The sequence below is a fragment of the Methylobacillus pratensis genome (assembly GCF_054072455.1).
In genome coordinates this window covers 319330-344482 of the sequence record NZ_JBSUSR010000001.1, presented here as the reverse complement: position 1 = coordinate 344482, position 25153 = coordinate 319330, and the positions used below count along the sequence as shown (strand labels likewise).

Here is a 25153-nt window from a genome sequence, read left to right as displayed (position 1 = left end):
GGGGAGAAGATGCAGAAAAGGAAAAAATGCCTGAAAAGAGCAGGCGTGGGTATGCTGGTGGCCAGCATATTGGCTAGCCCGGCTTATTTACATGCGGTGGAAAACCCCGTGGATACCTTGCCCAAGGCCGATGTTCCAAAGACCCGGCCGCAAGCCGAGGTGCAGGTGGAGAAAAAGAACGAGATATCCCCGGAGGTGCAGAAGATTCTGGCGACAGAGGTGCAGCCTGCCAGCTTCGGCATTTACGGCGTGAAAGCGGTACCGTTCGAGGAAGTCAGCGCTTTTTTCGCCCCTTACGCCAATAAGAAGATCACCATTGCCAAGATCATAGAACTGTCCAACCAGGTCACCGAGTTTTACCAGAGGCGCGGCCTGCCGTTATCGTTCTGCTATATTCCCGCACAAAACTTCAATGAGCCGATCATCAAGGTCGTCGTCATCGAAGGCCATATCGGCTCTGTCAAGATCGAGGGCAATCCGGGAGCCACCGAGGGCAAGATCCGCGAGATCATCGCCCCGTTGCTGGCGGAAAAGCCGTTGACCCGCCCCACCATGGAGCGATATACGACCATGCTTGGCTTGCTGCCGGGCTTGAAGATACAAGCCTCCCTGCCTCTGCCTCAGCAGATGGACGGTGCTTCTGAGCTGTCACTCAAGGTGGAGCGCAAGTCGATAGAGGCACTGGGCCGGCTCGAGACCGTGCAGCCATTCACGCGCGGTATCTTTACCGTCAAGGCAAGCGGCAATACCAGGCTGGCGGAGGAGATCACGGCATCCACCCTGATTTCCGCGGAGAACGAGCAATACTATGCCTTGAGCTATGCGCAGCCCATCGGCAAGGAAGGGCTGGTGGTGAGGGGGGATGCTTCCGATTATGACGGCAAGCCAACCGCGGAGCTGGCATCGGGCCTGGGCCGGCAGGTGAAATCCCAGCGCCTGAGCGTCGGCTTGAGCTATCCTCTGGTGCTGCGCCAGGATAAAAGCCTGCTGGCGAACGTATCGCTGACCGCCAATAATTTCGAGGATGAAATTCACAGCAAGCAAAATGGCGCCGCCATTACCACGACCTCCGACGTGCGCACGCTCTCGGTAGGAGGCAGCTATAGCGACAGCACCGCGCGGCGCGGGCGGCGGTTGCAATTGACGATGAGCCGTGGCCTGGACGCCATGGGCGCGTCCAAGGAGATTGCCACCAATTTCCCTGCACCGCCGATCAACAGCGATATCGACTTGAATTTCTCCAAGTATCTCGTGAGCTTCGTGCAGCGCAACTATCTCGATGGCGCCTGGGGCACGTCGGTATCGGGCACTGTGCAGTATTCGCCGGATAATTTGCCTATCACCGAGAAAGTGCAGTTCGGCGGCTACCAGCATGGCCGCGCTTACCGCCCCGGCCGCTTGGTGGGGGACTCGGGGTGGGGGATCACCCTGGAGTTGAACCGTACCGTGCCATTTAACTACAAATTGCCTTTTTACCAGATGGTCGGCTTGCAACCCTATGTATTGCTTGAATCGGCGCGCATTTATGAGCATACCAAGACACAGGACTTAGACCACATGAGTTCGTTATCGCTGGGCGTGCGCTTGATCAGCGACCAGCCTGACCGTACCAACCTGGATTTTTCCATTTCCAAGGCGATTACGTCTGGCGGGCGCAGCAATGCGCTGAAGGATCTCGCGTTCGGCTTCAATTTCGGCATACCGTTCTAAAGCGGCATGAGTGAGCAGGCATAAAAAAAGAGCACCCATGGGGTGCTCTTTTTGTGAGGCGGGCAGGGAGTTAGATCACGCCTTGCGCCAGCATGGCGTCGGCCACCTTGACGAAGCCGGCGATGTTCGCGCCGTCGACATAGTTCACGCTGCCGTCTTCACGGGCGCCGTATTGCACGCAGGCATCATGGATGCCCTTCATGATGTCGAACAGGCGCGCATCGACTTCCTCACGCGTCCAAGACAGGCGCATGGAGTTCTGGGTCATTTCCAGCCCGGAGGTCGCTACGCCGCCGGCATTGGTTGCCTTGCCTGGCGCGTAAAGGATGCGCTGCTCGTCGAACAGCTTCATCGCTTCAGCAGTACATGGCATATTGGCGCCTTCGGCCACGCACAGTACGCCATTCGCAACCAGGGTCGCTGCGTCATCCTTGGTCAGTTCATTCTGCGTAGCGCATGGCAATGCGACATCGGCCTTGACGCTCCATGGGGAGGCGCCGGCGACGAAGCGTGCGCCAACACGCTCGGCATAGTCCTTGATGCGGCCATACTCGACATTCTTGACTTGCATGAGGACTTGCAGCTTTTCCGTGGTGAAGCCGGCTTCGTCAATCACGGTGCCGCTGGAGTCGGAGGCTGTAATCACCTTGGCGCCGAGCGCCAGGGCCTTCTCAATCGCATATTGCGCCACGTTGCCTGAACCAGATACGGCAACGCGCAGGCCTGCAATGGTGCGGCCGCTGTGGCGCAGCATCTCTTCGGCGAAATAGACGGTGCCGTAGCCAGTCGCTTCCGGGCGAATCAGCGATCCGCCGTAGCTCAGGCCCTTGCCGGTCAATACACAGTCGGCACGGTTGGTGAGTTTCTTGATCATGCCGGCCATGAAGCCGATCTCGCGCCCGCCGACGCCAATATCACCGGCAGGGACATCGGTGTCCGAACCGACGTGCCGGAACAATTCACTGGCGAACGCCTGGCAGAAGCGCATGATCTCGCCATTGCTCTTGCCTTTGGGATCGAAATCGGAGCCGCCCTTGCCGCCGCCCATGGGCAGGGTGGTCAATGCGTTCTTGAAGGTCTGCTCGAAAGCGAGGAATTTCAGGATGGACAAGTTGACGGAAGGATGGAAACGCAAGCCGCCCTTGTACGGGCCGATTGCGCCGTTATGCTGGATGCGGTAACCGCGGTTGACCTGGACCTCGCCCTTGTCATCCACCCAGGAGACGCGGAACAGAATGGCACGCTCCGGCTCTACCAGCCGGTCCAGGACGCCATGTTCAGCGTAACGCGGATTGGCGCTGATGAATGGCCACAGGCTTTCCACTACTTCGGTGACTGCCTGCAGGTATTCCGGCTGACCGGGATTTTTTTGTGCGACAACGGCTAGGAAATCATGTGCCGATTGATACTTCATTCCCTCTTATCTCCATGAGCATGATCAAAAGTAGTGCATTTTCCCTTATTGAAGGTAAAAATGCACCAAAATAATTCATATTCTAATGATTTACTGCCCCAAATCCGTGCATTCGCATTGTGGGTAGGGTATGGCAGCAAGTGGATGCTTGATTCAGCGATAGCGTGATAAGCTATTCCGCGCGATAAAACAGGCGTTGGATAATGCAATCACGTCAGTTTCTCGAATCCCACCTTAATCCTATAAAGCTTTTCCGATGACAATGACGCCGTTCTCCACCCTGACCCCAGACTTGATTCTTGACGCCATGAGCAGCGTCGGCATTCTGGGAGACGGGCGCCTGCTGGCTTTGAACAGCTATGAAAACCGCGTTTACCAAGTCGGGGTGGAAGACCAGGCACCGGTGGTTGCCAAGTTCTACCGCCCCGGACGCTGGAGCGAAGCGCAGATTCTGGAAGAGCATGCGTTTTCATTGGAACTCGCAGAGGAGGAAATACCGGTAGTGGCGCCGCTTGCGTTGGCAGGCAGAACATTGCAGCATTACCAAGGCTTCCATTTCGCGGTCTTTCCCCGGCGCGGCGGGCGTATTCCCGAGCTCGACCAGCAAGGGCGCCTCGAGTGGATAGGGCGCTTCCTTGGCCGTATCCATGCAATAGGGGCGCAGGCAACGTTCCAGCACCGTCCTGCCATCGATATCAGGAGTTTTGGCGAGGAACCCGCCGATTGGTTGATGGCCAACAATTTCATTCCCGGGGACATACTTCCCGCGTACCGCAGCGTGGTGGAGCAGGCGCTGGATGGAGTGAGGTCCTGTTATCAAAGGGCGGGGAATGTGGCATCGCTGCGCTTGCATGGCGATTGCCATTTGAGCAATATGTTATGGACGGATGACGGGCCGCATTTCGTGGATTTCGACGATAGCAGGATGGGCTCGGCGATTCAGGACTTATGGATGCTGCTTTCCGGATCGCATGCCGAAATGAGTCTGCAGCTTGGCGAGCTGCTCGAAGGCTATGAATGCTTTTATGATTTCAACCCGGCAGAGCTGCACTTGATCGAGGCGCTGCGCACCCTGCGCCTGATCCATTATTCCGCCTGGCTGGCAAAGCGCTGGGATGATCCGGCATTCCCGATGACGTTTACCTGGTTCAATACCCAGCAGTATTGGCAGGACCGCATCCTGGAACTGCGGGAGCAGGTGGCATTGATGCAGGAACCGCCGCTCTCGATCGCAGGCGGCAATCGATAGTGTGATATTTAAGGAGATGATCATGAGTACAATCAAGATAGAGCATAATCCCAGCACCGAGCGGCTGAACGAGCTTGGCGTTTCCCGCTGGCCGACCTGGTCCAAGGAAGTCTCGGTATTTCCCTGGAGTTTCGGCGAACAGGAAATCGCCTATATCCTGGAAGGCGAGGTAACCATCACCCCTGACGGCGGCGGCGAGCCGGTCAATTTCGGCAAGGGCGATCTCGTCACTTTCCCCGCCGGCCTGTCCTGCACCTGGAACGTCAAGCAGGCGTTGCGCAAGCATTATCAATTAGGGTAGCACAACCTTAAAACTGCAACATTGTTGCAATTTTGGTGGGAAGCGAGGATAATCCGGCATGTCCTGAATGAGGAGCTTGTTATGAAAATCCTGTCGTCACTCAAATCTGCCAAGACACGCCACCGCGACTGCAAGGTCGTGCGCCGTCATGGCAAAATATTCGTGATCTGCAAGAGCAATCCGCGCTTCAAGGCGCGTCAGCGCTGATGAGTCAAATTGGATGACTTAAAAATAAAGGGAAGCCATGCTTCCCTTTATTTTTTCAGTTGTTGGCTGACTCCAGCACAAAACGATTCGCGCCGGCTCTGCTGCCGTGGTACAAGCCTGCGAGCGTGATGGCAGTGATGAGCCAGCCCGCTTTATCCCAATTGCCGCTAGCCTCATGAATGATCCCCAGCGACAAGGGTCCCAGGGAGGCCAGGGTATAGCCCAGCCCTTGCGACATGGCGGAAAGCTGCGCAGCCTGTCCCGGGTTGCGGGTGCGCAGCACAATCATGGTCAGCGCCATGGCAAAACCTCCGCCTTGGCCCAGCCCCAGCAATATCATCCACCACCACATATGGGCAACAGGCGCATATATCGCGCCCATCAGGCCGATATAAATCAAGGCGAACATGACGCCATTGACGAGCTTCTGGTTCGACATGAGCGACGATAACCACGGAACCAACAAGGCCGAGATTACCTGCACCATCACGGAGCCGGAAAGAAACAAGCCGGACTGCACGGCAGGAACGCCGCGGTCCTGCAATATGGTAGGCAGCCAGCCGAATACGCAATAGGCCAGCGCGCTTTGCGTCGCCATGAACAATGTCACTTGCCAGGCAAGCGAGTCACGCAGCAGATGCGGATTGCGTCGGCGATCCGCGTCGACGGAGGGTTTGCCTGCCAAGCGACGGAGTGGCCACCACGACAAGGCGCCCAGCATGGCGGGCAGGGACCAGAAGGCGAGCGCCAATGGCAGGCTGCCAAAAGCTTCAAGCAAAGGCACGGATAATCCCGCTGCGAGCGCCGTGCCCAGGCACAAGGCCATGGTGTATACCCCGGTCATGAGGTCGGGATGGCGCGGGAACTCACGCTTGATCACGCTGGGCAGCACTATGCCCAGCAAACCGATGCTCATGCCTGCAAGGCCAGTGCCGAGGAATAGGTTGGCGGTATTCCACACGCCGCGTAAGGCAAGGCCTGCCGCCAATGCCAGTAGCAATGGTATGACCAGCTTTTCTGCCCCGTAGCGCTTTGCCAGCCAGGCAGCGAAAGGAGCGCACAGCCCGAGAAAAGCCACAGGCAGCGTTGTCAGCATGCCGGCGGCACTGCCGCTCAGGCCCAGGCTCAGGCTGATCTCAGCGAGCAAGGGGGAAACGCTGGAAAAGGCCGGCCGCAAGTTGATGCCGATCAGGATGATGGCAACCACGAGCAATGCGGCATGCGGCCGTCGCTGCGGACTGCCAGGGGCTGTATTGGTCATGAGCGAACGTCAGCCCTGTCTGACGGGCATTTCGGAATAGGCTGATAGGACAATGTGTCGTTCATCTTTATGCTGAAGGTATACGGCATCGAGTAAAGCCACAATACATGGAGAATGCCATGCGTCAATTTACCACAATAGTCCTCGGCAGCCTGTTTGCGATGTTGGCTTGCCAAGCTTACAGCGTGGACTTGGACGACCCGCTTGCCCCTGGCAAGCGGGATTCTGAAGTCCAACCCCCGCCGACTCATAATTTTGACCCTACCAGAGACAAGTTGCAGCGTCCCGCTCGACCAGACGCCGAGCAAAAAACGCCTACTCCCAAGCCTTTGCCCAACAAGCATAATCCAGGTGATAAACCTGCGATCGATCCCGATGCCGAGCAAATCAACCGCGGAGCGGTGAGCCCGCGTTAGGGATTCATTAATTTGTAATTCATCTTAGAAGAGGAAGAACAATGGCTGATTATCTGGATAGTGTGACCGGGATTTATCCAACCGTAGATGAGGCCCAGAAGGCAGCCCAAGCGCTAATCGACCAAGGCTTCAGCCGGGACCAGGTGCAAGTTGCGATTGGGCGCACCGACGGCATCGAACAGGATGAGGACGACAAGGAAGTGTTGAAGAACGTGGTCGTCGATGGTGCGATTGGCACCGCGGTCGGGGCTGGAGTCGGCGCCCTTGGGCAATTAGCCATCGTGGCAGCCAATGTCAGTCTGTTCGTGGCCAGCCCGCTGGTAGGCCCTTTATTCATGGTGGGGTGGGGAGCGGCTGTTGGCGGCTTTATCGGGGCCGGCAAGGGCATTTCCAACCAGGACCGCCATTATTCCGACTTGCTTGCGAACGCAGTGGAGAAGGGCCATGCCGTCTTGGTGGCATATGCCAAGACGGAAGCCGAGGCCGAGGCTGCGCGCGCAGTGGTAGGCGCCTCCATGGAGCGATTTGCCTAATCCGGGAAGCTGGCAAATAAAAAGCCGTGGCATGCCACGGCTTTTTATTTGATCGAGCTTTATCTGCTCAATTATTTTCTAAAGTGAAGCAGGATCGCTGTTTAATCCACCTTGACTTGATGCTCGACAGCCGACGGTGTGCGGGCTGCTACCCAGACACCGTCCTTGCGCGGCTCCTTGAAGTCGATCGACATCATGACGCTCAAGGCGGTAATGGTCACGATCGAGAACATGAACAGTTTTTTTGCCCAGATCTGGTCGTTGTTCGTCTTGTAGCCTGCCAATGCCAGACCCAACCAATAAATGCTGATGACGCCGGCCACCACCAGGTAGTGGTTACCGGTATAGCCGCTGAAGGTCAGCATGATGGTGGCGATCACGAACGCCACGATATAAAGCACGATGTGCTTCTTGGTCGCGAGGATGCCTTTTTTCACCGGCAGGACCGGGATGGCTGCTGCCGTATAGTCCTTGAGCCGGAAAATCGCGATGGCGTAGGAGTGCGGCATTTGCCAGAGGCTGAAGATCACGAGCAGGATCACGGCCCCCATGTCGAACTCGTTGCTGACGGCACAGTAGCCGATCACCGGAGGCGCGGCACCGGACAGGCTGCCGATCAAGGTGCCATAGACCGAGTTGCGCTTCAGGTAGAGGCTATAGGCCCCCACATAGATCGCAAACCCGAACAGGGACAGCCAGACGGTCAGCATATTGGTGGTGGCGTAGAGCAGGGCGATCCCTGCAATTCCCAGCAGGCAGCCGTAGATCACGGCGTTCCTGGCCGGAATGAGGCCACGCACCAGCACGCGGTTGCGCGTGCGTTCCATCTTGCTGTCGATGTCGCGGTCGATGTAATTGTTGAGGACACAGCCAGAGGCAATCACCAGCGAGATGCCGATGGCGGTCGCCAGGAACAGGACGAAATCGATCTCGCCCCTGGAAGCCAGGAAGAAGCCTCCGGCAACCGAGATCAGGTTGCCGAAGATAATGCCTGGCTTGGTGATGAGTAGATATTGCTTCATCAATCTGGCTTAGAAATGCCTCATCATGTTGTGGTTCAGGTGGAACATGACCCACAGCGAGCCCACCACCACGATCGCGAGAATGATCACGGTGAAGATGAAGGCCGTCACGTTCCAGCTCTGCTCCGACGAGGTGTTCATGTGCAGGAAGTACACAAGGTGCACCACGATCTGTACCACGGCGAACACCAGGATGGTGGCGAGGACTGTGGACGAGGACAGCTCGTTGGGGAACATCAACAGCCCGAACGGAATCACCGTCAGGATCACAGAAAGAACAAAGCCAATCAGGTAAGACTTGACGCTGCCGTGGCCTGCGCCAGCGCGCTCAACGTGCCCGTGTGACATTTACAGCACTCCCATCAGATAAACAACAGTAAATACGCAGATCCAGACAATATCCAGGAAGTGCCAGAACAGGCTCAGGCACATCAGGCGGGTATTGTTGGTGTCGGTCAGGCCCTTGCTCCAGACTTGCGCCATCAATACGGCCATCCAGATCAGGCCGCAGGTCACGTGCAGGCCGTGGGTGCCGACCAGCGTGAAGAACGCGGACAGGAAGGCGCTGCGGTCAGGACCGAAACCTTCATGGATCAGGTGGTGGAATTCGTTGACTTCCATCACGATGAAGCCCAGGCCGAACAGGAAGGTGACGGCGAGCCAGTTCAGCACGGCCTGCTTGTTGCCCTTGTGCTGGGCAATCATGGCAAAGCCATAGGTGATGCTGCTGAACAGTAACAGGAAGGTCTCGCCCAGCACGTAGTCGAGCTCGAAGATATCCTTGCCGGTGGGGCCGCCGGCAAAGCTGTGGCTCAGGACCGCATAGGTCGCGAACAGGGTCGCGAACAATATCAAGTCCGTCATCAGGTAAATCCAGAACCCGAAAATCTTCGTGGCGCCGGCGTCGTGGTGGTGCGCATGCTCATCGGCATGCGCGTGTTGGGTATGCAAAGTTTGACTAGACATGGTTACGCCTGACTCGCTTGTTTAACTTGAAGGTGCTTGTTTTCAACTGCCGTGACTTCCTCGACCGGCACGTAGTAGTCGATATCATCGTTGTAGCTACGCGCAATCACGGTCACCAGCATGGCGATGGTACTGAGGATGACCAGCCACCAGATATGCCAGATGAAGGCGAAGCCGAACACCAGGCTGAACGCGCTGATGATCACGCCCTCGGAAGCGTTCTTGGGCATATGGATCTTTTCGTACTTTGCAGGCGCCTTGGCAGCACGGCCGTCCTGCTTCATTTCCCACCACTCGTCGAGATCCTTCACAACCGGCACATGGGCGAAGTTGTAGAAGGGAGGAGGCGAGGAAGTAGACCATTCCAAGGTACGGCCGCCCCATGGGTCGCCGGTCAGGTCGAGGTTCTGCTTACGGTCGCGGATGCTGACGTACAACTGGAGCAATTGAACCAGGATCGCCGCGCCGATGACGAACGCGCCTGCCAATGCGACATACAGCAATGGAGTCCATGCCGGATTGTCGTAGTTGTTGAGGCGGCGTGTCATGCCCATGAAGCCGAGCATGTACAGCGGGATGAAGGCCAGGAAGAAGCCGCTGATCCACAGGTAGGCCGCGATACGGCCCAGCTTTTCGTTCAGCTTGAAGCCGAACGCCTTGGGGAACCAGTACACGAAACCGGCCAGGTAGCCGAACACCACGCCGCCGATAATCACGTTGTGGAAGTGGGCGATCAGGAACAGGCTGTTGTGCAGCACGAAGTCAGCGCCAGGCACGGCCAGCAATACGCCGGTCATGCCGCCGATGGTGAAGGTGATCAGGAAGCCGACGGTCCAGATGATCGGGGTGGAGAACTCGATGCGGCCGCGATACATCGTGAACAGCCAGTTGAAGATCTTCACGCCGGTCGGGATCGAGATGATCATCGTCGCAATGCCGAAGAACGCGTTGACATTGGCGCCTGCACCCATGGTGAAGAAGTGGTGCAGCCAGACGATGAACGACAGGATGGTGATCACCGCGGTCGCCCATACCAGCGAGGTGTAGCCGAACAGCTTCTTCTTGGTGAAAGTCGCGACGACTTCGGAGAAGATGCCGAAAGCCGGCAGGATCAGGATGTATACCTCAGGGTGGCCCCAGATCCAGATGAGGTTGACGTACATCATCTGGTTGCCGCCGAGCTCATTGGTGAAGAAGTGGGTACCCAGGTAGCGGTCCAGGGTCAGCAAGGCAACGGTCGCCGTCAGGACAGGGAAAGCCGCCAGGATCAGGATGTTGGTGCAGAGCGCCGTCCATGTGAACACGGGCATCTTCATGAGTGTCATGCCGGGCGCGCGCATCTTCATGATGGTCACGAAGAAGTTGACCCCGGTAAGCAAGGTCCCCAGCCCGGAAATCTGCAAGCTCCAGATCCAGTAGTCAACGCCTACGCCTGGGCTGTATTCAATGCCGGAAAGCGGAGGATATGCCAGCCAGCCGGTCTGTGCGAATTCACCGACGCCGAGCGAGATGTTGATCAGCGCGACACCGACCACGAACAGCCAGAAGCTCAGCGAGTTCAGGAACGGGTAGGCAACGTCGCGCGCACCGATCTGCAACGGCACGACGATATTCATGAGGCCGACCATGAACGGCATGGCCATGAAGAAAATCATGATTACGCCGTGGGCGGTGAAAATCTGGTCGTAGTGGTGCGGGGGCAGGAAGCCTTCAGCACCGGCCGAGGCGACCGCCAGCTGGCCGCGCATCATGATGGCGTCGGCAAAGCCGCGCAGCAGCATGATGAGGGCGACGGCGATGTACATGACGCCGATCTTCTTGTGGTCGACCGAAGTCAGCCATTCGGACCAGAGCCAATTCCATTTCTTGAAGTGGGTGAGGGCGGCGGCAATGCCCACGCCCAGCACGCCGACGATTGCCAGCGTGATCATAATAATCGGTTCGTGGTAGGGAACCGCTTCCAGGGTTAATTTGCCAAACATTTTTACTCCTTGCCCTCCGAGAGTGAGTGCGCATTCGAACCAGAAGAATGTGTGTACTTCGCGACAATTCCGTCATAGAGATCAGGCGTTACGTTGGAGAAACGCTCAATCGGATTGTTGAAGGAAGCTTTTTCAAGAGCGGTGTACTTGTCTGCATCGAGCGCGGCGCTGGATTGCTTGACTTGCTGTACCCATTCGTCGAATTTTTCCTGAGAGGTCACGTTGGCATTGAATTTCATGCCCGAGAAGCCGTGGCCGCTGTAGTTGGCGGATAAGCCGTGGTAGACGCCTTCTTCGTTGGCGATCAGGTGCAAGGTGTTCTTCATGCCGGCCATGGCGTAGATCTGGCTGCCCAGCTGCGGGATGAAGAAGGAGTTCATGACGGAGCCGGAAGTCACTTCAAAGCGCACCGGGACATTGGCAGGGAAGGCCAGTTCGTTCACGGTAGCGATGCCTTGTTCCGGATAGATGAACAGCCATTTCCAGTCCAGCGCTACGACTTGGACCGTCAGGTGAGGATGCTCGGAATCGATGGGCTGGCGCGGGTCCAGTGAGTGCGTGGTTTTCCAGGTGATGGTGCCGAGCACCAGGATGATGAGGACGGGGATAGTCCAGACAACTGCTTCGATCTTATTGGAGTGCGCCCAGTCTGGGGCGTAGGTGGCTTTGGTGTTGGAAGCGCGATAGCGCCAGGCAAATACGATCGTCATGATGATGACCGGGACCACGACAATCAGCATTAGCAATATCGCGGTGATGATAAGGGATTTTTCTTCAACTCCTATCTGGCCTTTGGGATCGAGCAGCACAAAGTCGCAACCGCTTAGCAACAACGTGACACCTAGAGAAGACAATAGACTGAAAAGTCTGGGATATCGCTTTTTTATCATTTCAGCATCTCAACATGTAAAAGACGTATAAAACCACTGCCACACACCCATGGGCGGTATTGTTGCTTACCGCCTAAGGATACCTATCATCGGCTGGTAAGCCGCCGATATCTTGAAGTGTTGCTTGTAAGCGACACTTCAGGCTGGTCATTCATTGCCACCATCAACACCGCGATAGCGAGCAATCTTGAAAAGGGAGGAGTTGCTGCTCCTGACGATCAGTCCCCGATTCCTGGATTGATCCCCTTACCAACCTTATATTTTATACGATTAAACGAATTAGGCCCACATCAAATAAGGACAAATTCCACTCTGATGGACGGGTTCGGATAATGGTTGAAACAATTTGTTACAACTGTCGCCTGGCGGTAACAGAATGTTACAGATCAGCCTGACTTAGGCGGTCAGGAGTAACTATGGAAAGTGGGTCATTCCGGTGCGACAGTCTTGAATTCCTGCGAAGGCTGCCAGGTGCGGTACCTCAATTCAAAACCTTGCGGGATATATACCACGACAGGCAGCTTGCTGTTGTAGCGCACGACAAAGCCGTTGCCGTTGGCTGCGACAAACTTCGAGGCCTCGGTGCCGGGCGGGCAGGCCATCTGGGTGGAAACCGGGCCGTTGACGCTATCCACCTTGTAATATGGGTAGCCCCAACCCTGCACTGTGTGTTCAACCAGGGTAGCGCCGAAGCTATGGCGGTTGCAGTCTACCTGCATGGTTTTGCCGACTTGCAGCTCCAATTTGACATCGTGCTCTTCGGCCAATGCCGACAACTGGATGACATGGCGTTGATAGCCCGCTTCAGCCTTTGGATAGGGGACTTTGTCGTCGATCTTGCCTGCATGGACGCAGCCGTTCAGCATCAGCAGCGCCAGGGCGGCGAGGACGGTTTGATGGGACTGTAGCGGCATGGCCGGGCTCCTCGGGAATGAAGGTAGCGTTACTTTACCCCGGGAACGCGGTTTTGGTAAGCCACATCGCCAGGTCAGGCATGCCCCGAAAGCTCGACGATTTCCACGACCCAGTAGACCAGGATATAGATGAGAACGGCGGCAATCGCGAAAATGAGGAGTTTATGCATGGCTGGTTGTCACTGAATGATGAGGTTGACAGTATGGCGCGCATGGCATGGAGCAGGGTTCCGTCGTTATCTGAAACCCCTGTCGGAAAAACTAACGCAGCCCAAGTAAAAATGGCGCCATGAGTGGCGCCATTGTGATTGATCAAACAAGTAAGGTTACACGCGCTCGGGGCGGAACGGTTCGAGCACGCAGCGGATTTCCAGTACCTTGGATTCGTTTTCCACGCCTTCTTCCTTGGTGAAGCTCACCTTGGTGTTGCGCGGCGCGGTATACACCACATTCCCGGCTTTCTTGATCTGCTCTGCGGTGTTTTGCAGGCGGGCTGAACAGGACTCGATATCGTCATGGACGGAAGTCTTTAACAGGTAGTGGTTCTCCAGGTGATCGTAAATCGCAATCACCGTGCTCCACTGCCCGGGTTGGGGATCAAGCTTGGACACGTCTTCAGCGGCATAGGCCTGTGCAGAAAAAGCACCGATCATGGTCAGCGCGGCAAGAGTACGTTTCATCATGTTAGCCTTCCTCATATGGTTATTCATTTATTGGGTGTTGCCAGTCCATCTAGACCGTCTCCGGGCCAAAAAGTGCCCGCATCGTTCGATCGTGCCGTTTCATGCACATATTCTGTGGATAAAATTGTGGGTGCTGTCAGGATTGCGGTCCTAAGTGCTTGTCAGGGCAATGCAAGCCCAGGCTGATCATATTTTCAGCAAGGCTGGAAGCGGCTCCCGGAGGAGTTGGGAACTCCCGGAGAAAACTGTTGTAAAAGGCAGTGTCGAATACAACGATGGCAAATTGATGACATAATGCACCATGGTTTTTGTTCCTGATCTACTCTCTCAAGCCAGCGAGCAAGGGATGCTCGATGTCGAGTCCTGGCTCGCGTCGCTGGACAAGCAATTTACTCCCGAAGAAGTCACGCTCATCCGCAAAAGCGCGGATTTTGCCGCGCCATGCTATGCCAGCCACCATGAAATCACGGCCGTGCCGGTCCTGCACCACGTGCTGGGGGTGGCTTCCATCCTGGCCGGCATGGGCATGGACGCCGAAACCATTGCTGCAACCATCCTCCATGCCTGCCCGGAGCACCTGCCCGAGTGGAAGGCTAAGCTGCAGGAAGCGTTCTCCCCGCAGATCGTGGCGCTGGTCGAGGGCATTGCACGCATGGAGCAGATCCAGGGCTTCAGCCGGCCCGACGTCGGCCATGCCAAGGACCGCAAGAAGGACGGCGAAGCCCAGCAGGCGCAGGTCGAAAGCCTGCGCAAGATGCTGCTCGCCATGGTCGAGGATATCCGCGTGGTGCTAATCAAGCTCGCCGACCGGGTGGAAACCCTGCGCAGCCTGGCAGGCGCGCATGAGGAAGAGCAACAACGCATTGCCGAGGAGGCGAAGACGATTTTCGCGCCGTTGGCCAACCGCCTGGGCATCTGGCATATCAAATGGGAGCTGGAAGACCTGTCCCTGCGCTTCCTCGAGCCCAATCTATATAAGGAAGTCGCCAAGCTGCTGGCGGAGAAGCGCGTCGGGCGCGAGCAATATATCAAGGAAGTATTGGATATATTGCAGCAGCAATTGCAGTCCGCGGGCATCCAGGCGGAAATGATGGGGCGCCCCAAGCATATCTACAGCATCGTCAACAAGATGCGGCGCAAGCAGCTTTCCTTCAGCGAGCTGTATGACGTGCGGGCGGTGCGCATCCTGGTGGACGACATCAAGGATTGCTACGCCGCGCTCGGTTTGATCCACAACCTCTGGCAGCCGATCCCCAAGGAGTTCGACGACTACATCGCGCGCCCCAAGAGCAACAACTACCGCTCGCTGCACACCGTGGTGATCGGCCCGCGCAACCTGCCGCTGGAAATCCAGATCCGCACCCATGAAATGCACCACCACTCCGAGCTGGGCGTGGCGGCGCACTGGCGCTATAAGGAAGGGGGCAAGGCCGACAGCAAGTTCGACGACAAGATTGTCTGGCTGCGGCAGATCCTCGAATGGAAACAGGACGTGTCGGACGACGGCGGCGCTATCGGCCAGTTCAAGAACGAGCTGTTCCAGGACAAGGTCTACGTGCTGACCCCGCAGGGCCGGGTCGTCGACCTGCCGCGCGGCGCGACCCCGGTGGATTTCGCCTATATCCTCCATACCGACCTCGGACACCGCACGCGCGGCGCCAAGGTGGACGGCAGCATCGTGCCGCTCAACTACAAGCTGCAGAACGGCCAGCGCGTCGAGATTCTCGCGGCAAAGCAGGGTGCCCCGAGCCGGGATTGGCTGAACCCTAATTTAGGCTACCTGCAAAGCTCGCGCGCCCGCGCCAAAGTGCGGCACTGGTTCCGCTACCAGAACTTCGAGGAGGATGTCGCCCAGGGCCGTCTACGGCTGGACAAAGAGCTGCACCGCCTGGGCGCGGTCGACATCAACCTGGAAAAAATTTCCCAGAAGCTGCATTACCCCAAGCTGGAAGAGCTGCTGGCCGCGATCGGGCGCGGGGAAGTCGGCGAGCACCAGATCACCCAGGCCGTGCAAAGCGAACTGCCGGCCAAGCCTGAGCAGGATGTCCCGTTCCTGCTCAAGTCGGGAAGCGAAACCGATTCTTCAGGTGTTTTGGTAGAAGGCGTCGGCAACTTGATGACTTATATGGCAAAGTGCTGCAAACCCGCACCTCCGGATGCGATCATCGGCTACGTGACGCGGGGAAGGGGCGTGACCATTCATCGCCAGGCCTGCCCCTTCATCAAGCGCCTGCCCGAGGAAAAGCACGACCGGCTGCTGGCAACGCAATGGGGCAACCGCCAGGAAAAGCTTGCCGGCGTGGATATCGATATCGAGGCCTATGACCGCCAGGGCCTGTTGCGCGACATCAGCGATCTGTTTGCGCGCGAGCGCGTGAACGTGACGCAGGTCAAGACGCAGAGCCGCAACAACCAGGCCAGGATGAGCTTTTCCATCGAGATTGCAGACCTGGACCAGTTGACCAAGTTGCTGGCCTTGCTGCGCCAGGTGCCTAGCGTCAATTCGGCAAAGCGGCACCTATAGTTTCTTAAATATAAGAAGATAGGGATTAAGGTGCGGGATAGTCCCTGGGTACGCGCCACAAATACCAGGCGGCGCTGCTGCGGTGAGGGCTCCACGCCAACCCGATGTCCCGCAGGCTGCGCGGGGTGGGCGCCGTGCTCAGCCCCTTCATCCGGCGGAATCCCTCGCGTACGCCCAAGTCGTCGACAGGCAGGATGTCTGCACGCCTCAAGGTGTGCATGAGCATCATTTCCACCGTCCAGCGTCCGATTCCCGGCAATGAGGTGAGTTGGGCGATCAACGCCTCGTCCTCCATAGCCAGCGCGGTTGCATGGTCCGGGATGCTTCCCGCGAGCGATGCCTCAGCCAGGCCGGTGATATATGCGATCTTGCGCCCGGAAAACCCGCAGGCGCGCAATTGCGCGACATCGGTGGCCAGCAATGCGGCAGGCGCGGGGAATTGTCCTCCATGCAACTCCAGCAGCCTGCCGAGGATCGCGGCGGCAGCTTTGCCATGCAGTTGCTGGTAGGCCACCGCCCTGAGCAGTGCCTCATAAGGCTCCTGCGTGTCGGGGGCAATGTCGGGCCTGGGGCCTATCATTTCCACCAGCCTGGCCCAGTCGGGATCAATCGATGCCAGGAACAGGCTGGCTTCTGAAGGGGATTGCATGGATATCAAATGCTCTCAAGTTTCCGGGGAGAATGGCAGCATAACGCGCTTCGCCTGGCAGATGGCGAGAAATTCAATCGCAAGAAACACCCAGCCCGTACCTGTTTAGTTTTGCTAGACTGATTGCATGACATGTAAAGACAAAACTGGTCAGGATGGAGCCAATGACTCCAATGAATTCAGAAGGCAAGCCAACGGGCGACGGGCATAAACGCGATGCACGGTGACTTGTTCAACGAGGCATCGACCCCGGCAGCATTCGTCCCCGGTGCCTATATCCTGCGCGGTTTTGCCGGCATGCAGGATCAGCAGCTCCTGCATGACCTGCAAACCGTATTGGCCCAAGCGCCATGGCGGCATATGCAGACGCCGGGCGGCTTGGCCATGTCGGTTGCCATGAGCAATTGCGGCCGATTGGGCTGGGTGTCTGACCGTGCCGGGTACCGGTATGCCACCCATGATCCCTTGTCCGGCAAGCCATGGCCGACGATGCCGCCATCCTTTACCGTGCTGGCCCAATCCGCCGCCGCTACTGCCGGGTTCGACCATTTCGTGCCGGATGCCTGCCTGATCAACCGCTACCAGGCGGGCGCCAAGCTCAGCCTGCACCAGGACAAGGACGAGCAGGATTTCTCGCAGCCTATCGTATCGGTGTCTCTCGGGCTGGCGGCCATCTTCCTGTTCGGCGGCCTGCGGCGGAGCGACCCGGTGTTGCGCACCGAGCTCCATCATGGCGATGTCGTGGTCTGGGGCGGCCCGGCCAGATTGCGCTACCATGGCATCCTACCGCTCAAGCCGGGCCAACACCCGTTGACCGGCGATGTACGCATCAACCTGACTTTTCGTGCGGCAGGCTAGCGGCCACGCTATCGTCTAAACCTATCGTCCAAGTTGCGTTTGTTGTTAAATGAAGCCTGTTTCATTCTTGACCACAATAACAAGGAACATGTCATGAAAACCGCTATCGCCTTGCGCCATATCGCATTCGAGGACCTCGACGGAATTGCGCCTTTGCTCAGCCGCGCAGGTTACGAAGTGCATTACGTCGATACGCCCAATGCCACGGGCACCGAGCTCAAACAGGCGCGCGATGCCGATTTGCTGGTGATATTGGGCGGGCCCATCGGCGTCTACCAGACGGCGGACTTTCCTTTCCTGCAGACGGTGATCGACCTGGCCGAGACTCGCTTGCAACACGGGCAGCCGACAATGGGCATATGCCTGGGCGCGCAGATCATGGCGCGGGCGCTGGGCGCCAAGGTCTATGCCGGAGAAGCGGGCAAGGAGATCGGCTGGAGCCCGTTGAGCCTTACAGCGGAAGGCCGACAATCGCCCTTGGCCGCATTGGGGGAGGGCGAACCGGTGCTGCATTGGCATGGCGATACCTTCGACCTGCCGCAAGGCGCGGTCCGGCTGGCGTCATCAGCGCTTTACGCCAACCAGGCATTTGCCTATGGCAGGCATGGCTTGGCCTTGCAATTCCATATCGAGGTGACGGCGTCAGGGCTGGAACGCTGGTATGTCGGGCATATCGGCGAGCTGGGCGGATTGTCGATACCGGAGTTGCGCAAGCAGGGACAGGTGCTGGCGCCGCAGCTTGCACCCAAACTCGATCAGGTGGTCGCGCAATGGCTGGGCCAGTTGTCCTGACGCCATGAGCTATCGCACCAACGAATACGGACAGCCGGTCGGGGATGCCTTGCCGGGCTGGACGCCGCGCCCGCTCCCATCCCGCGTCACCTTGCAAGGCCGCTATTGCCGGCTGGAGCCCATAGAGGATCGCCATGCGGCAAGCCTATTCGCCGCATACCAGCAGGCGCCCGATAGCCGGGACTGGACTTATATTCCCTTGGAGCGGCCGGAGAACCTGGACAATTTCCGCACATATGTCGCGTCATTGCAGGCGTCGGCAGATCCGCAGCATTACGCGATCGTCGATCCTGCCACCAATCATGCGCTGGGCACGTTCGCCCTGATGCGGATCGCCCCTGCGGCAGGCGCGGTCGAGGTCGGCTTCGTCGTGTATTCGCCCGTACTGCAGAAGACCACGGCCGCGACCGAGGCCCAATTCCTGTTGATGCAGTATGTGTTCGACACCCTTGGCTACCGGCGTTATGAATGGAAGTGCGACAGCCTGAACGCGCCTTCCCGCGCTGCCGCGTTACGGCTGGGCTTCCAATTCGAGGGCATCTTCCGCCAGGCGATCGTGTACAAGGGACGCAACCGGGATACGGCCTGGTTTTCGATCATCGACAGCGAGTGGGCTATGCTGTCGCGGGCATACCGGCAATGGCTGTCACCGGACAATATCGATGCGTCGGGCAGGCAGCGTCAGCGCCTGCAGGCCTTCATGCCAGAGCGCAGTCTTGCAGCTGGTTGAGGCGCTGGCCGGGCTGCTGCGCCAGCAACTGCCTCTTGATGCGGGTAAGGGAATCCAGGTCCTGTTCGGTCAGGCCCAATAGCGGGTTGCACTTGACCAGTCGGTTGAAGCGTTCGGGGAATACGCCGTCGTCCAGCACCAGCCATTCCTGCTGGGTGCCGCAATACTGCAGCCAATCGAAAATCTCGCTCAGGCGCCAGTAGCGGTCATGCGCCTGGTCGCGCGGTGCCGGCGTGACGCCGAGAACCCTGTGCCGTACGTCCTCATTGAATAACTGGCGCAATTCCGCAATATCCATGCTGTTGCGCCACTTGCTGCTGATCACGATGTTGACTTCGGGGTGCTGTCTTAGCCATTGCTCGAGCATCGCGAGCCTGTCGAATTTCTGCCGACGGTTTCCCGTGGCGTGCAATACGCCGTCGAAGCTGAGGAAAAGAATCATCAGGTTGAGCCTGTATTTGAGTGCACGGGTAGTGTGCGCCTTCAATATGAAACCCATATGACAAGCGCAGGTATCGTCAGATTATTGTCAGCCAGGGTTAAGGTTGATGTATGGACCGCCTGCCTACAATCCGGCCATCATGCAGAAAAGATGGAACCGTTTGCTGTGCATGGCAGTGCTGGCATCGTTGGGATGGGGTGTCACCCCGTTAAAGGCGGAAGAGGCTGAGCCGTTCACCTTGCGCCAGCTGGCGCAGGAGCTGCGCGCGCGCAATCCGCAGTTCGTGCAGGCGGAGCAGGAGCGCGTGCAGATCGAGGCGCGCATTCCACAGGCGCTGGCATGGGACCGGCCCATGATCGGCATGGAGCAGGCGCCGGTGCCGCGCAGCCCGCTCAATATCGACCGCTCCCAGGGCATGAGCTACCGCTTGACGCAAACCATGTCGTTCCCGGGCAAGAAGCGCCTGGCCGCTGACATTCTGGAAGCGGAGGCAGGCAGCGCTGGCGCGCAGATCGATGGCTTGTATGTGGGCCTGCTGGCAGAGTTGAAGCGCCAGTATTACCAGTTGCTCGCCCTGCAGCAACAGGCCGACATCAACCACAATACCTTAGAGCGCCTCAACCAGATCAAGCAAGTGGCCAAGGTGCGCTATGCCAACAATGCAGCGGCATTCGTGGAGTACATGAATGCCCAGGTGGCGCATGGCAGTGCGGAAAACGATATCTACCAGACCCAGCGCCAGATCGAGCAGACCCGGCAGGGGCTGAACACCCTGATCGGGCGCGACCCAGCTCAGCCCCTGGCTGTCAAAACTGAAACATGGTCGGAATTGGAGTTGCCGCCGCTGGCGGAATTGACCAGCCGGGCACAGGGCCTACACCCAAATGTGCGCGATTCGGCCTACCGATTGCAAGCGGCGCGCAAAAGCCTGGACCTGGCGAAAAAAGCCTATTACCCGGACCTGCAGCTCATCCTCACCAAGCACAGCAACAACCCGCCCTACGGCCTGGCGGGCAACGAATACGGCGTGGAGGTGGACTTGATCCTGCCGACCTGGTTCTTCGAGCGCGAGAAAGCAGGCGTCAGCGAGGCCAATGCAGGCGTGATTTCCGCCCAGGCCGGGGCGGAACTGGCATGGCGCCAGGTGCAATTGGGAATCGCCAATGCCTACAGCCAGTTGCAGCAGGTCATCAAGGAAAAGGAACTGTTGCAGCAGCGCCGCTTACCGGAAGCGCAAGCCGCTTATCGCCTCGCCTTGAACGGCTACGCAAACAACGCCGGGGATTTCAATGGACTATTGCTGGCGCAGCAGAACCTGCGCGACACCGAGCTGTCAGCCGCCTGGGTCGATAGCGCGCTGCAGCAAGCCAAGGCCGCGCTGGATGCGGCAATAGGGCAAGGAATGGAGTCACCATGAAGCGACTCTTGTTGCCGCTGGTATTTATGTCGGGCGTAGGGCTGGGAGGCTGGCTGATTCCATGGACATCAACCACGTCGCTCGAGCCGGAAGCCGTCAGCCAGCCAGCGCAGAAAGAAGAAGCGCTGAGCGCGGACAAGGTCGCTGCGGATTTCTTTGCCAGTGCCTTGCCCGAGCAGCGCGAAATAGAGGATGTGGTGCCCTTGATGGGGCGGCTGGCGTTCAATGCAGAGAAGATACATCTGGTATCGGCGCGCATCGCCGGCAGGCTGGACAGTATCCTGGTGTTCGAGGGCGCGCAGGTCCGGCAGGGCCAGCCGTTGGCGGCACTCTATAGCCCCGAATACGTTTCGGCGCAGAACGAACTGCTGCTGGCGCGCAATACCTGGCGCACCTTGCAGGCCAGCAAGGCGACGCAGGAACTGGCGCAGGATGCCGAATCCACGCTGCAATCCGTTCGCGAGCGCATGCGGGTGATGGGCGCTTCCGAGCAGGATATTGCCGCCCTGGAGCAAAGCGGGCACATCAATGAGCACCTGTTGCTGCGCGCGCCGATCAGCGGCGTGGTCACGCAGCGCAACCTCGACCCCGGCGCTTTCATCAGCCTCGGAGACAGTTTCATGTCGCTCGCCGACATTTCCACGCTTTGGTTTTTCGGCAACGTCTATGAACAAGATTACCAGCGCATCCGCCAGGGACAGCTGTTACAGCTCGAGGTGCAGGCGTTGCCCGGCAAGCGCTATAGTGCGCGCGTCGATATCCTGTCTCCCACCTTGGACGTGGAAACCAATACATTGCGCGTGCGTTGCCTGGTGGCGAACGACGGCGCATTGCGCCCGGACTTGTTCGCCACGGCCAGCCTCAATGTCGGCAAGCGTCCGGCATTGCTGGTGCCGGTCGATGCCGTGGTGCGCTCGCAGCAGGTGGATTACCTGATTGTGGAAACGCCTGACGGCAATTACCGCAGGCGGCAAGTGAACGTCAGGCCGTACCGGGAAGGCCTGGTTGCGGTCACGGAAGGCTTGTCCGCCAATGAGAAGGTGGTGGTGCGCGGCGCAACCCTGCTCAACCAGAAGCTCTCGGGAGCCATGTAGTGCAGGCAACCGGCGCCTTCATCGCGGGCGTATTGCGCCGGCGCCTGCTGATCCTCGGGCTGTCGATCGGCTTGCTGGTGCTGGGCTATATCAGCTTCACCAAGCTGCCGATCGAGCCTTATCCGAATATCTCGCCGCTCAACGTGCAGGTGATCACCCAATGGCAGGGACGCGGCACCAACGAGGTGGAGCGACAGATCACCGTGCCGGTGGAAACCGCGCTCGCCAACCTGCCCAGGCTCAAGACCTTCCGTTCGGTATCGTTGTTCGGCCTGTCGGTGGTGACGCTGCAATTCGAGGACGGCACTGATTCCTTCACTGCTCGGCAGAACGTGCAGCTGCACCTGGATAGCGCCGCATTGCCGGAGGGCGTGCAGAGCGAGCTGAGCCCTGATGCCGACGCCCTAGGCGAGGTGTTGCGCTATCGCGTGGCCTCCGAGAGCGGCGACGATGTCATGGTGCTCAAGTCCTTCCAGGATTGGGAAATCTACCGCCAGCTCAAGACCGTGCCCGGCATTGCCGACATCAACGGCTTCGGCGGCCCGAACAAGCAATACCAGGTGCTGCCCGACATCCGCAAACTGCAATCCTACAATATCTCGCTCAACGAGCTGGTCGAGGCGCTGAGCAACGCCAATGCCAATGCGGGCGGCGGCAACCTGCGGGCAGGGGAGCAGCAGTATGTGGTGCGCGGCATCGGCCTCATCAAGACCCTGCAGGACGTGCGCAATATCGTGATCGTCTCGCGCAACGGCCTGCCGGTCCGCGTGGGCGACGTGGCGCGCGTGGAGTTCGGTTTCGCTCCGAGGCTGGGCGTGGTGCAATACAACCAGGACCCGGACGCGGTGGAAGGCATTGTGCTGATGCGGCGCGGCGGCAATGCCTCGGAAATGCTGGAGCGCGTCCACCACAAGGTCGACGAGATCAACCGCGGCGGCATTCTGCCGCAAGGCATCAAACTGGAGCCTTTCTACGATAGGCAGGAGCTGCTGGATTTGACCATGGGCACGGTGCACCATACCTTGCTGTTCGGCATGGCGCTGGTATTGATCGTGCTGTTCGTCTTTCTCGGCAGCCTGCGCGCGGCATTGGCCGTGGCCTTGGTGATCCCGCTCGCGCTCAGCGTTTCCTTTGCCGGCATGGTGCTGGCGATTCCGGCCAACCTGATCTCGCTGGGCGCGATCGATTTCGGCCTGATCGTCGATGCGGCGGTGATCGTGATCGAGAACATCATGCGCCGCATGGAAAACGGCACCAGCAACCTGCGCCAGACCATCGTCGCGGCAGCGGCGGAAGTGCAGCGCCCGATGATCTTCTCCACCATGATCATCATCATGGCCTATGCGCCGCTATTCATCATGGGCGGCGTGGAAGGCAAGATATTCCATCCCATGGCCTATACCATGGGTCTTGCCTTGCTCGCCTCCATGGTGCTGAGCCTGACCTTCATTCCCTCGGCGGCTTCCTTCCTGTTCAAGCCGGACAAGCTCGAGCATCGCCCGGGCATGATCAACGTCCTGGTCAAGCTCTACCGCCCCGTATTGGCAAGATTGCTGCGCAACCCCGGCCTGGTGGCGCTGGCAGCCTTGCTGGCTTTTTCCGTCGCCTTGTTCGGCGCCAGCCGGCTGGGTACCAGCTTCCTGCCGACATTGGAGGAAAACAACCTCTGGCTGCGCATCAGCCTGCCCAATACGGTGGACCTGCAATATTCCTCAGGCTTCGCCACCCAGGTGCGCGGCTACCTGCGCGAACAGCCGGAAGTGAAGACCGTCGTGGCGCAGATCGGCCGCCCGGACGACGGCACCGACGCTACCGGGGTGTTCAACGTCGAGTTCGGGGTGTACCTGAAAAAGCCCGAACTGTGGCCGCAAGGCGTCACGCGCAGCGACCTAATACGCCGAGTGGAAGCCTACCTGCAGCAGGTTCCCGGCATCGAGTACAACTTCTCGCAATACATCCAGGACAATGTGGCGGAAGCCTTGTCGGGCGTGAAAGGGGAGAACTCGGTCAAGATTTTCGGCGACGACCTGGAGGTGCTGCATGAAAAGGCGCTGGAAGTGCAGGCCATCCTGCAAGGCATCAAGGGCATGAGCGATGTCGGCATCTTCCGCGAACTGGGGCAGCCGACCATGAATATCCGCGTCGACCGCGAAGCCAGTGCGCGTTTCGGCCTCAATGTGGCCGATGTGCAGGCGCTGGTGGTGAACGCCATCGGCGGCAACCCGATCAGCAAGGTGCTGGAGGGCGAGCGCACCTTCGACCTTGCCTTGCGATTCCCCGAAGGCCAGCGCAACCGCCTGGACTTGATCCAGCGCCTGTTCGTCGATACGCCGGACGGGCAGCGCATCCCGCTTTCCATGGTGGCGCAGGTGGAGCTCAGCGACGGCCCGTTCTTCATCTACCGCGAATCCGGGCGGCGCTTCATCGCCATCCGCTTCGGCGTGCGCGACCGCGATCTGGGCAGCGCCGCAGCCGAGGCGCAGAAGCTGGTGGCGGAGCAGGTCGAGCTGCCGCGCGGCTACCGCACGCAGTGGGACGGGCAGTTCAACCAGATGAAGGAGGCGCACAAGAAGCTGGCCGTCATCGTGCCGCTGACGCTGCTGGCGATCTTCATCATGCTGTATTCCGCGTTCGGTTCCGCCAAGGACGCCAGCCTGGTGCTGCTCAACGTGCCGTTCGCCACTATCGGCGGCATTGCCGCGCTCTACCTGGCGGGCGAGGAGCTTTCCATCTCCGCCGGCATCGGCTTCCTCTCGCTGTTCGGCATCGCCATCCAGGACGGCGTGATCCTGATCTCGTATATCAAGAGTTTGTATAATCAGGGGGAGCACGCGCTGGATGAGGCTATTCTCGAAGGCGCCACCATGCGCCTGCGCCCGGTGTTGATGACGGCGATGCTGGCCGGCCTGGGCCTGCTGCCCGCCGCCTTGTCCCATGCCATCGGCTCGCAGGCGCAGCGCCCGCTAGCGCTGGTGATCGTGGGCGGCATGGTCACGACTACCTTGTTGACCCTGCTGGTGCTGCCTGTGGTGTTCGGCTGGATTTACCGCCATTATCCCAGGAGCGCCAGCACCCAGAGCGCTTATTAAGCTTAAGGAA

Annotated in this window: 24 protein-coding genes; 13 read left to right on the top strand and 11 right to left on the bottom strand. The window is 58.8% G+C overall.

From position 1 onward, the window contains the following. Positions 1-51: 51 nt before the first annotated feature. A complete protein-coding gene (locus tag ACW4YW_RS01565; protein WP_457135941.1) occupies positions 52-1710 on the top strand; it encodes a ShlB/FhaC/HecB family hemolysin secretion/activation protein in 1659 nt (552 codons plus the stop codon). Between the two features lie 70 nt (positions 1711-1780). Here ACW4YW_RS01565 and gdhA read toward each other — a convergent pair whose 3' ends face one another. Next, on the bottom strand, positions 1781-3124 hold the full coding sequence (gene gdhA / locus ACW4YW_RS01560) for an NADP-specific glutamate dehydrogenase (protein ID WP_457135940.1): 1344 nt from the start codon (positions 3122-3124) through the stop codon (positions 1781-1783). Positions 3125-3380: 256 nt separating this feature from the next. Here gdhA and ACW4YW_RS01555 point away from each other — a divergent pair, with 256 nt between their 5' ends. The 3 genes from ACW4YW_RS01555 (at position 3381) to ykgO (ending at position 4881) form a co-directional block, all read left to right on the top strand. Beyond that, positions 3381-4373, top strand: coding sequence for a serine/threonine protein kinase (locus tag ACW4YW_RS01555; protein WP_457135939.1), 993 nt, complete (start codon positions 3381-3383; stop codon positions 4371-4373). A gap of 22 nt (positions 4374-4395) precedes the next feature. After that, complete coding sequence (locus ACW4YW_RS01550) at positions 4396-4674, top strand: cupin domain-containing protein (RefSeq protein ID WP_457135938.1); 279 nt, start codon at positions 4396-4398, stop codon at positions 4672-4674. 81 nt (positions 4675-4755) lie between these two features. Next, the gene (gene ykgO, locus ACW4YW_RS01545) at positions 4756-4881 is read left to right on the top strand and encodes a type B 50S ribosomal protein L36 (protein WP_011479510.1); all 126 of its coding nucleotides are present in this window, start codon (positions 4756-4758) and stop codon (positions 4879-4881) included. 55 nt (positions 4882-4936) lie between these two features. Here the strand turns inward: ykgO and ACW4YW_RS01540 are convergent, their stop codons facing one another. Next, complete coding sequence (locus tag ACW4YW_RS01540; protein WP_457135937.1) at positions 4937-6142, bottom strand: CynX/NimT family MFS transporter; 1206 nt, start codon at positions 6140-6142, stop codon at positions 4937-4939. Between the two features lie 119 nt (positions 6143-6261). Between ACW4YW_RS01540 and ACW4YW_RS01535 the strand changes: the two genes are divergently transcribed. Further along, positions 6262-6558 carry a hypothetical protein gene (locus ACW4YW_RS01535; RefSeq protein ID WP_457135936.1) on the top strand — a complete coding sequence of 99 codons (297 nt, stop codon included), beginning with the start codon at positions 6262-6264 and terminating at the stop codon, positions 6556-6558. 41 nt (positions 6559-6599) lie between these two features. Continuing rightward, positions 6600-7091, top strand: a complete 492-nt coding sequence (locus ACW4YW_RS01530) for a hypothetical protein (protein ID WP_457135935.1) — start codon at positions 6600-6602, stop codon at positions 7089-7091. Between the two features lie 101 nt (positions 7092-7192). Here the strand turns inward: ACW4YW_RS01530 and cyoE are convergent, their stop codons facing one another. The 7 genes from cyoE to ACW4YW_RS01495 all read right to left on the bottom strand — a co-directional run bounded on the left by cyoE (position 7193) and on the right by ACW4YW_RS01495 (position 13548). Beyond that, a complete protein-coding gene (cyoE, locus tag ACW4YW_RS01525; protein ID WP_457135934.1) occupies positions 7193-8113 on the bottom strand; it encodes a heme o synthase in 921 nt (306 codons plus the stop codon). Between the two features lie 9 nt (positions 8114-8122). Beyond that, the gene (locus ACW4YW_RS01520) at positions 8123-8461 is read right to left on the bottom strand and encodes a cytochrome o ubiquinol oxidase subunit IV (protein ID WP_457135933.1); all 339 of its coding nucleotides are present in this window, start codon (positions 8459-8461) and stop codon (positions 8123-8125) included. Further along, positions 8462-9079, bottom strand: coding sequence for a cytochrome o ubiquinol oxidase subunit III (locus ACW4YW_RS01515; protein WP_309565083.1), 618 nt, complete (start codon positions 9077-9079; stop codon positions 8462-8464). A gap of 2 nt (positions 9080-9081) precedes the next feature. After that, on the bottom strand, positions 9082-11061 hold the full coding sequence (gene cyoB / locus ACW4YW_RS01510; RefSeq protein ID WP_457135932.1) for a cytochrome o ubiquinol oxidase subunit I: 1980 nt from the start codon (positions 11059-11061) through the stop codon (positions 9082-9084). A gap of 2 nt (positions 11062-11063) precedes the next feature. Next, positions 11064-11951, bottom strand: coding sequence for a ubiquinol oxidase subunit II (cyoA, locus tag ACW4YW_RS01505; protein WP_457135931.1), 888 nt, complete (start codon positions 11949-11951; stop codon positions 11064-11066). A gap of 428 nt (positions 11952-12379) precedes the next feature. Beyond that, positions 12380-12865 carry a serine protease inhibitor ecotin gene (gene eco / locus ACW4YW_RS01500; protein WP_457135930.1) on the bottom strand — a complete coding sequence of 162 codons (486 nt, stop codon included), beginning with the start codon at positions 12863-12865 and terminating at the stop codon, positions 12380-12382. Positions 12866-13191: 326 nt separating this feature from the next. Next, positions 13192-13548, bottom strand: coding sequence for a hypothetical protein (locus ACW4YW_RS01495; protein ID WP_457135929.1), 357 nt, complete (start codon positions 13546-13548; stop codon positions 13192-13194). A gap of 301 nt (positions 13549-13849) precedes the next feature. Here ACW4YW_RS01495 and ACW4YW_RS01490 point away from each other — a divergent pair, with 301 nt between their 5' ends. Beyond that, a complete protein-coding gene (locus tag ACW4YW_RS01490; protein ID WP_457135928.1) occupies positions 13850-16072 on the top strand; it encodes a RelA/SpoT family protein in 2223 nt (740 codons plus the stop codon). Positions 16073-16097: 25 nt separating this feature from the next. Here ACW4YW_RS01490 and ACW4YW_RS01485 read toward each other — a convergent pair whose 3' ends face one another. Beyond that, entirely contained in the window at positions 16098-16721 is a 624-nt protein-coding gene (locus ACW4YW_RS01485) for a DNA-3-methyladenine glycosylase family protein (protein ID WP_457135927.1), read from the bottom strand. Positions 16722-16937: 216 nt separating this feature from the next. On the opposite strand from ACW4YW_RS01485, the gene alkB reads away from it, so the two are divergent. The 3 genes from alkB (at position 16938) to ACW4YW_RS01470 (ending at position 19101) form a co-directional block, all read left to right on the top strand. Further along, a complete protein-coding gene (alkB, locus tag ACW4YW_RS01480; protein ID WP_457135926.1) occupies positions 16938-17579 on the top strand; it encodes a DNA oxidative demethylase AlkB in 642 nt (213 codons plus the stop codon). Positions 17580-17672: 93 nt separating this feature from the next. Next, the gene (locus ACW4YW_RS01475) at positions 17673-18371 is read left to right on the top strand and encodes a glutamine amidotransferase (RefSeq protein WP_457135925.1); all 699 of its coding nucleotides are present in this window, start codon (positions 17673-17675) and stop codon (positions 18369-18371) included. Between the two features lie 4 nt (positions 18372-18375). After that, on the top strand, positions 18376-19101 hold the full coding sequence (locus ACW4YW_RS01470) for a GNAT family N-acetyltransferase (RefSeq protein WP_457135924.1): 726 nt from the start codon (positions 18376-18378) through the stop codon (positions 19099-19101). On the opposite strand, the gene ACW4YW_RS01465 is transcribed toward ACW4YW_RS01470, so the two are convergent. Next, positions 19070-19543 carry an HAD domain-containing protein gene (locus ACW4YW_RS01465; RefSeq protein ID WP_457135923.1) on the bottom strand — a complete coding sequence of 158 codons (474 nt, stop codon included), beginning with the start codon at positions 19541-19543 and terminating at the stop codon, positions 19070-19072. The genes ACW4YW_RS01470 and ACW4YW_RS01465 overlap by 32 nt on opposite strands. Positions 19544-19682: 139 nt before the next feature. Here ACW4YW_RS01465 and ACW4YW_RS01460 point away from each other — a divergent pair, with 139 nt between their 5' ends. The 3 genes from ACW4YW_RS01460 to ACW4YW_RS01450 are packed head-to-tail and all read left to right on the top strand — an operon-like array spanning position 19683 to position 25143. After that, positions 19683-20960: a TolC family protein gene (locus ACW4YW_RS01460; protein WP_457135922.1), complete on the top strand. Its 1278-nt coding sequence runs from the start codon at positions 19683-19685 to the stop codon at positions 20958-20960. After that, positions 20957-22054: an efflux RND transporter periplasmic adaptor subunit gene (locus tag ACW4YW_RS01455; RefSeq protein ID WP_457135921.1), complete on the top strand. Its 1098-nt coding sequence runs from the start codon at positions 20957-20959 to the stop codon at positions 22052-22054. Before ACW4YW_RS01460 ends, ACW4YW_RS01455 begins: the two co-directional genes overlap by 4 nt. After that, entirely contained in the window at positions 22054-25143 is a 3090-nt protein-coding gene (locus ACW4YW_RS01450; protein ID WP_457135920.1) for an efflux RND transporter permease subunit, read from the top strand. The genes ACW4YW_RS01455 and ACW4YW_RS01450 overlap by 1 nt, the downstream gene beginning before the upstream one ends. Positions 25144-25153 lie beyond the last annotated feature (10 nt).

Bases quoted from the DNA above. Each gene is read 5' to 3' on its own strand.
- ACW4YW_RS01475 (WP_457135925.1), top strand. From the start codon at position 17,673: ATGAAAACCGCTATCGCCTTGCGCCATATCGCATTCGAGGACCTCGAC.
- ACW4YW_RS01465 (WP_457135923.1), bottom strand. From the start codon at position 19,543: ATGATTCTTTTCCTCAGCTTCGACGGCGTATTGCACGCCACGGGAAAC.
- cyoE (WP_457135934.1), bottom strand. From the start codon at position 8,113: ATGAAGCAATATCTACTCATCACCAAGCCAGGCATTATCTTCGGCAAC.
- gdhA (WP_457135940.1), bottom strand. From the start codon at position 3,124: ATGAAGTATCAATCGGCACATGATTTCCTAGCCGTTGTCGCACAAAAA.
- cyoA (WP_457135931.1), bottom strand. From the start codon at position 11,951: ATGATAAAAAAGCGATATCCCAGACTTTTCAGTCTATTGTCTTCTCTA.
- ACW4YW_RS01495 (WP_457135929.1), bottom strand. From the start codon at position 13,548: ATGATGAAACGTACTCTTGCCGCGCTGACCATGATCGGTGCTTTTTCT.
- ACW4YW_RS01460 (WP_457135922.1), top strand. From the start codon at position 19,683: ATGCAGAAAAGATGGAACCGTTTGCTGTGCATGGCAGTGCTGGCATCG.
- ACW4YW_RS01555 (WP_457135939.1), top strand. From the start codon at position 3,381: ATGACAATGACGCCGTTCTCCACCCTGACCCCAGACTTGATTCTTGAC.
- cyoB (WP_457135932.1), bottom strand. From the start codon at position 11,061: ATGTTTGGCAAATTAACCCTGGAAGCGGTTCCCTACCACGAACCGATT.
- ACW4YW_RS01535 (WP_457135936.1), top strand. From the start codon at position 6,262: ATGCGTCAATTTACCACAATAGTCCTCGGCAGCCTGTTTGCGATGTTG.
- ACW4YW_RS01490 (WP_457135928.1), top strand. From the start codon at position 13,850: ATGGTTTTTGTTCCTGATCTACTCTCTCAAGCCAGCGAGCAAGGGATG.
- alkB (WP_457135926.1), top strand. From the start codon at position 16,938: ATGCACGGTGACTTGTTCAACGAGGCATCGACCCCGGCAGCATTCGTC.
- ACW4YW_RS01540 (WP_457135937.1), bottom strand. From the start codon at position 6,142: ATGACCAATACAGCCCCTGGCAGTCCGCAGCGACGGCCGCATGCCGCA.
- ACW4YW_RS01485 (WP_457135927.1), bottom strand. From the start codon at position 16,721: ATGCAATCCCCTTCAGAAGCCAGCCTGTTCCTGGCATCGATTGATCCC.
- eco (WP_457135930.1), bottom strand. From the start codon at position 12,865: ATGCCGCTACAGTCCCATCAAACCGTCCTCGCCGCCCTGGCGCTGCTG.
- ACW4YW_RS01515 (WP_309565083.1), bottom strand. From the start codon at position 9,079: ATGTCTAGTCAAACTTTGCATACCCAACACGCGCATGCCGATGAGCAT.
- ACW4YW_RS01455 (WP_457135921.1), top strand. From the start codon at position 20,957: ATGAAGCGACTCTTGTTGCCGCTGGTATTTATGTCGGGCGTAGGGCTG.
- ACW4YW_RS01520 (WP_457135933.1), bottom strand. From the start codon at position 8,461: ATGTCACACGGGCACGTTGAGCGCGCTGGCGCAGGCCACGGCAGCGTC.
- ykgO (WP_011479510.1), top strand. From the start codon at position 4,756: ATGAAAATCCTGTCGTCACTCAAATCTGCCAAGACACGCCACCGCGAC.
- ACW4YW_RS01565 (WP_457135941.1), top strand. From the start codon at position 52: ATGCTGGTGGCCAGCATATTGGCTAGCCCGGCTTATTTACATGCGGTG.
- ACW4YW_RS01470 (WP_457135924.1), top strand. From the start codon at position 18,376: ATGAGCTATCGCACCAACGAATACGGACAGCCGGTCGGGGATGCCTTG.
- ACW4YW_RS01550 (WP_457135938.1), top strand. From the start codon at position 4,396: ATGAGTACAATCAAGATAGAGCATAATCCCAGCACCGAGCGGCTGAAC.
- ACW4YW_RS01530 (WP_457135935.1), top strand. From the start codon at position 6,600: ATGGCTGATTATCTGGATAGTGTGACCGGGATTTATCCAACCGTAGAT.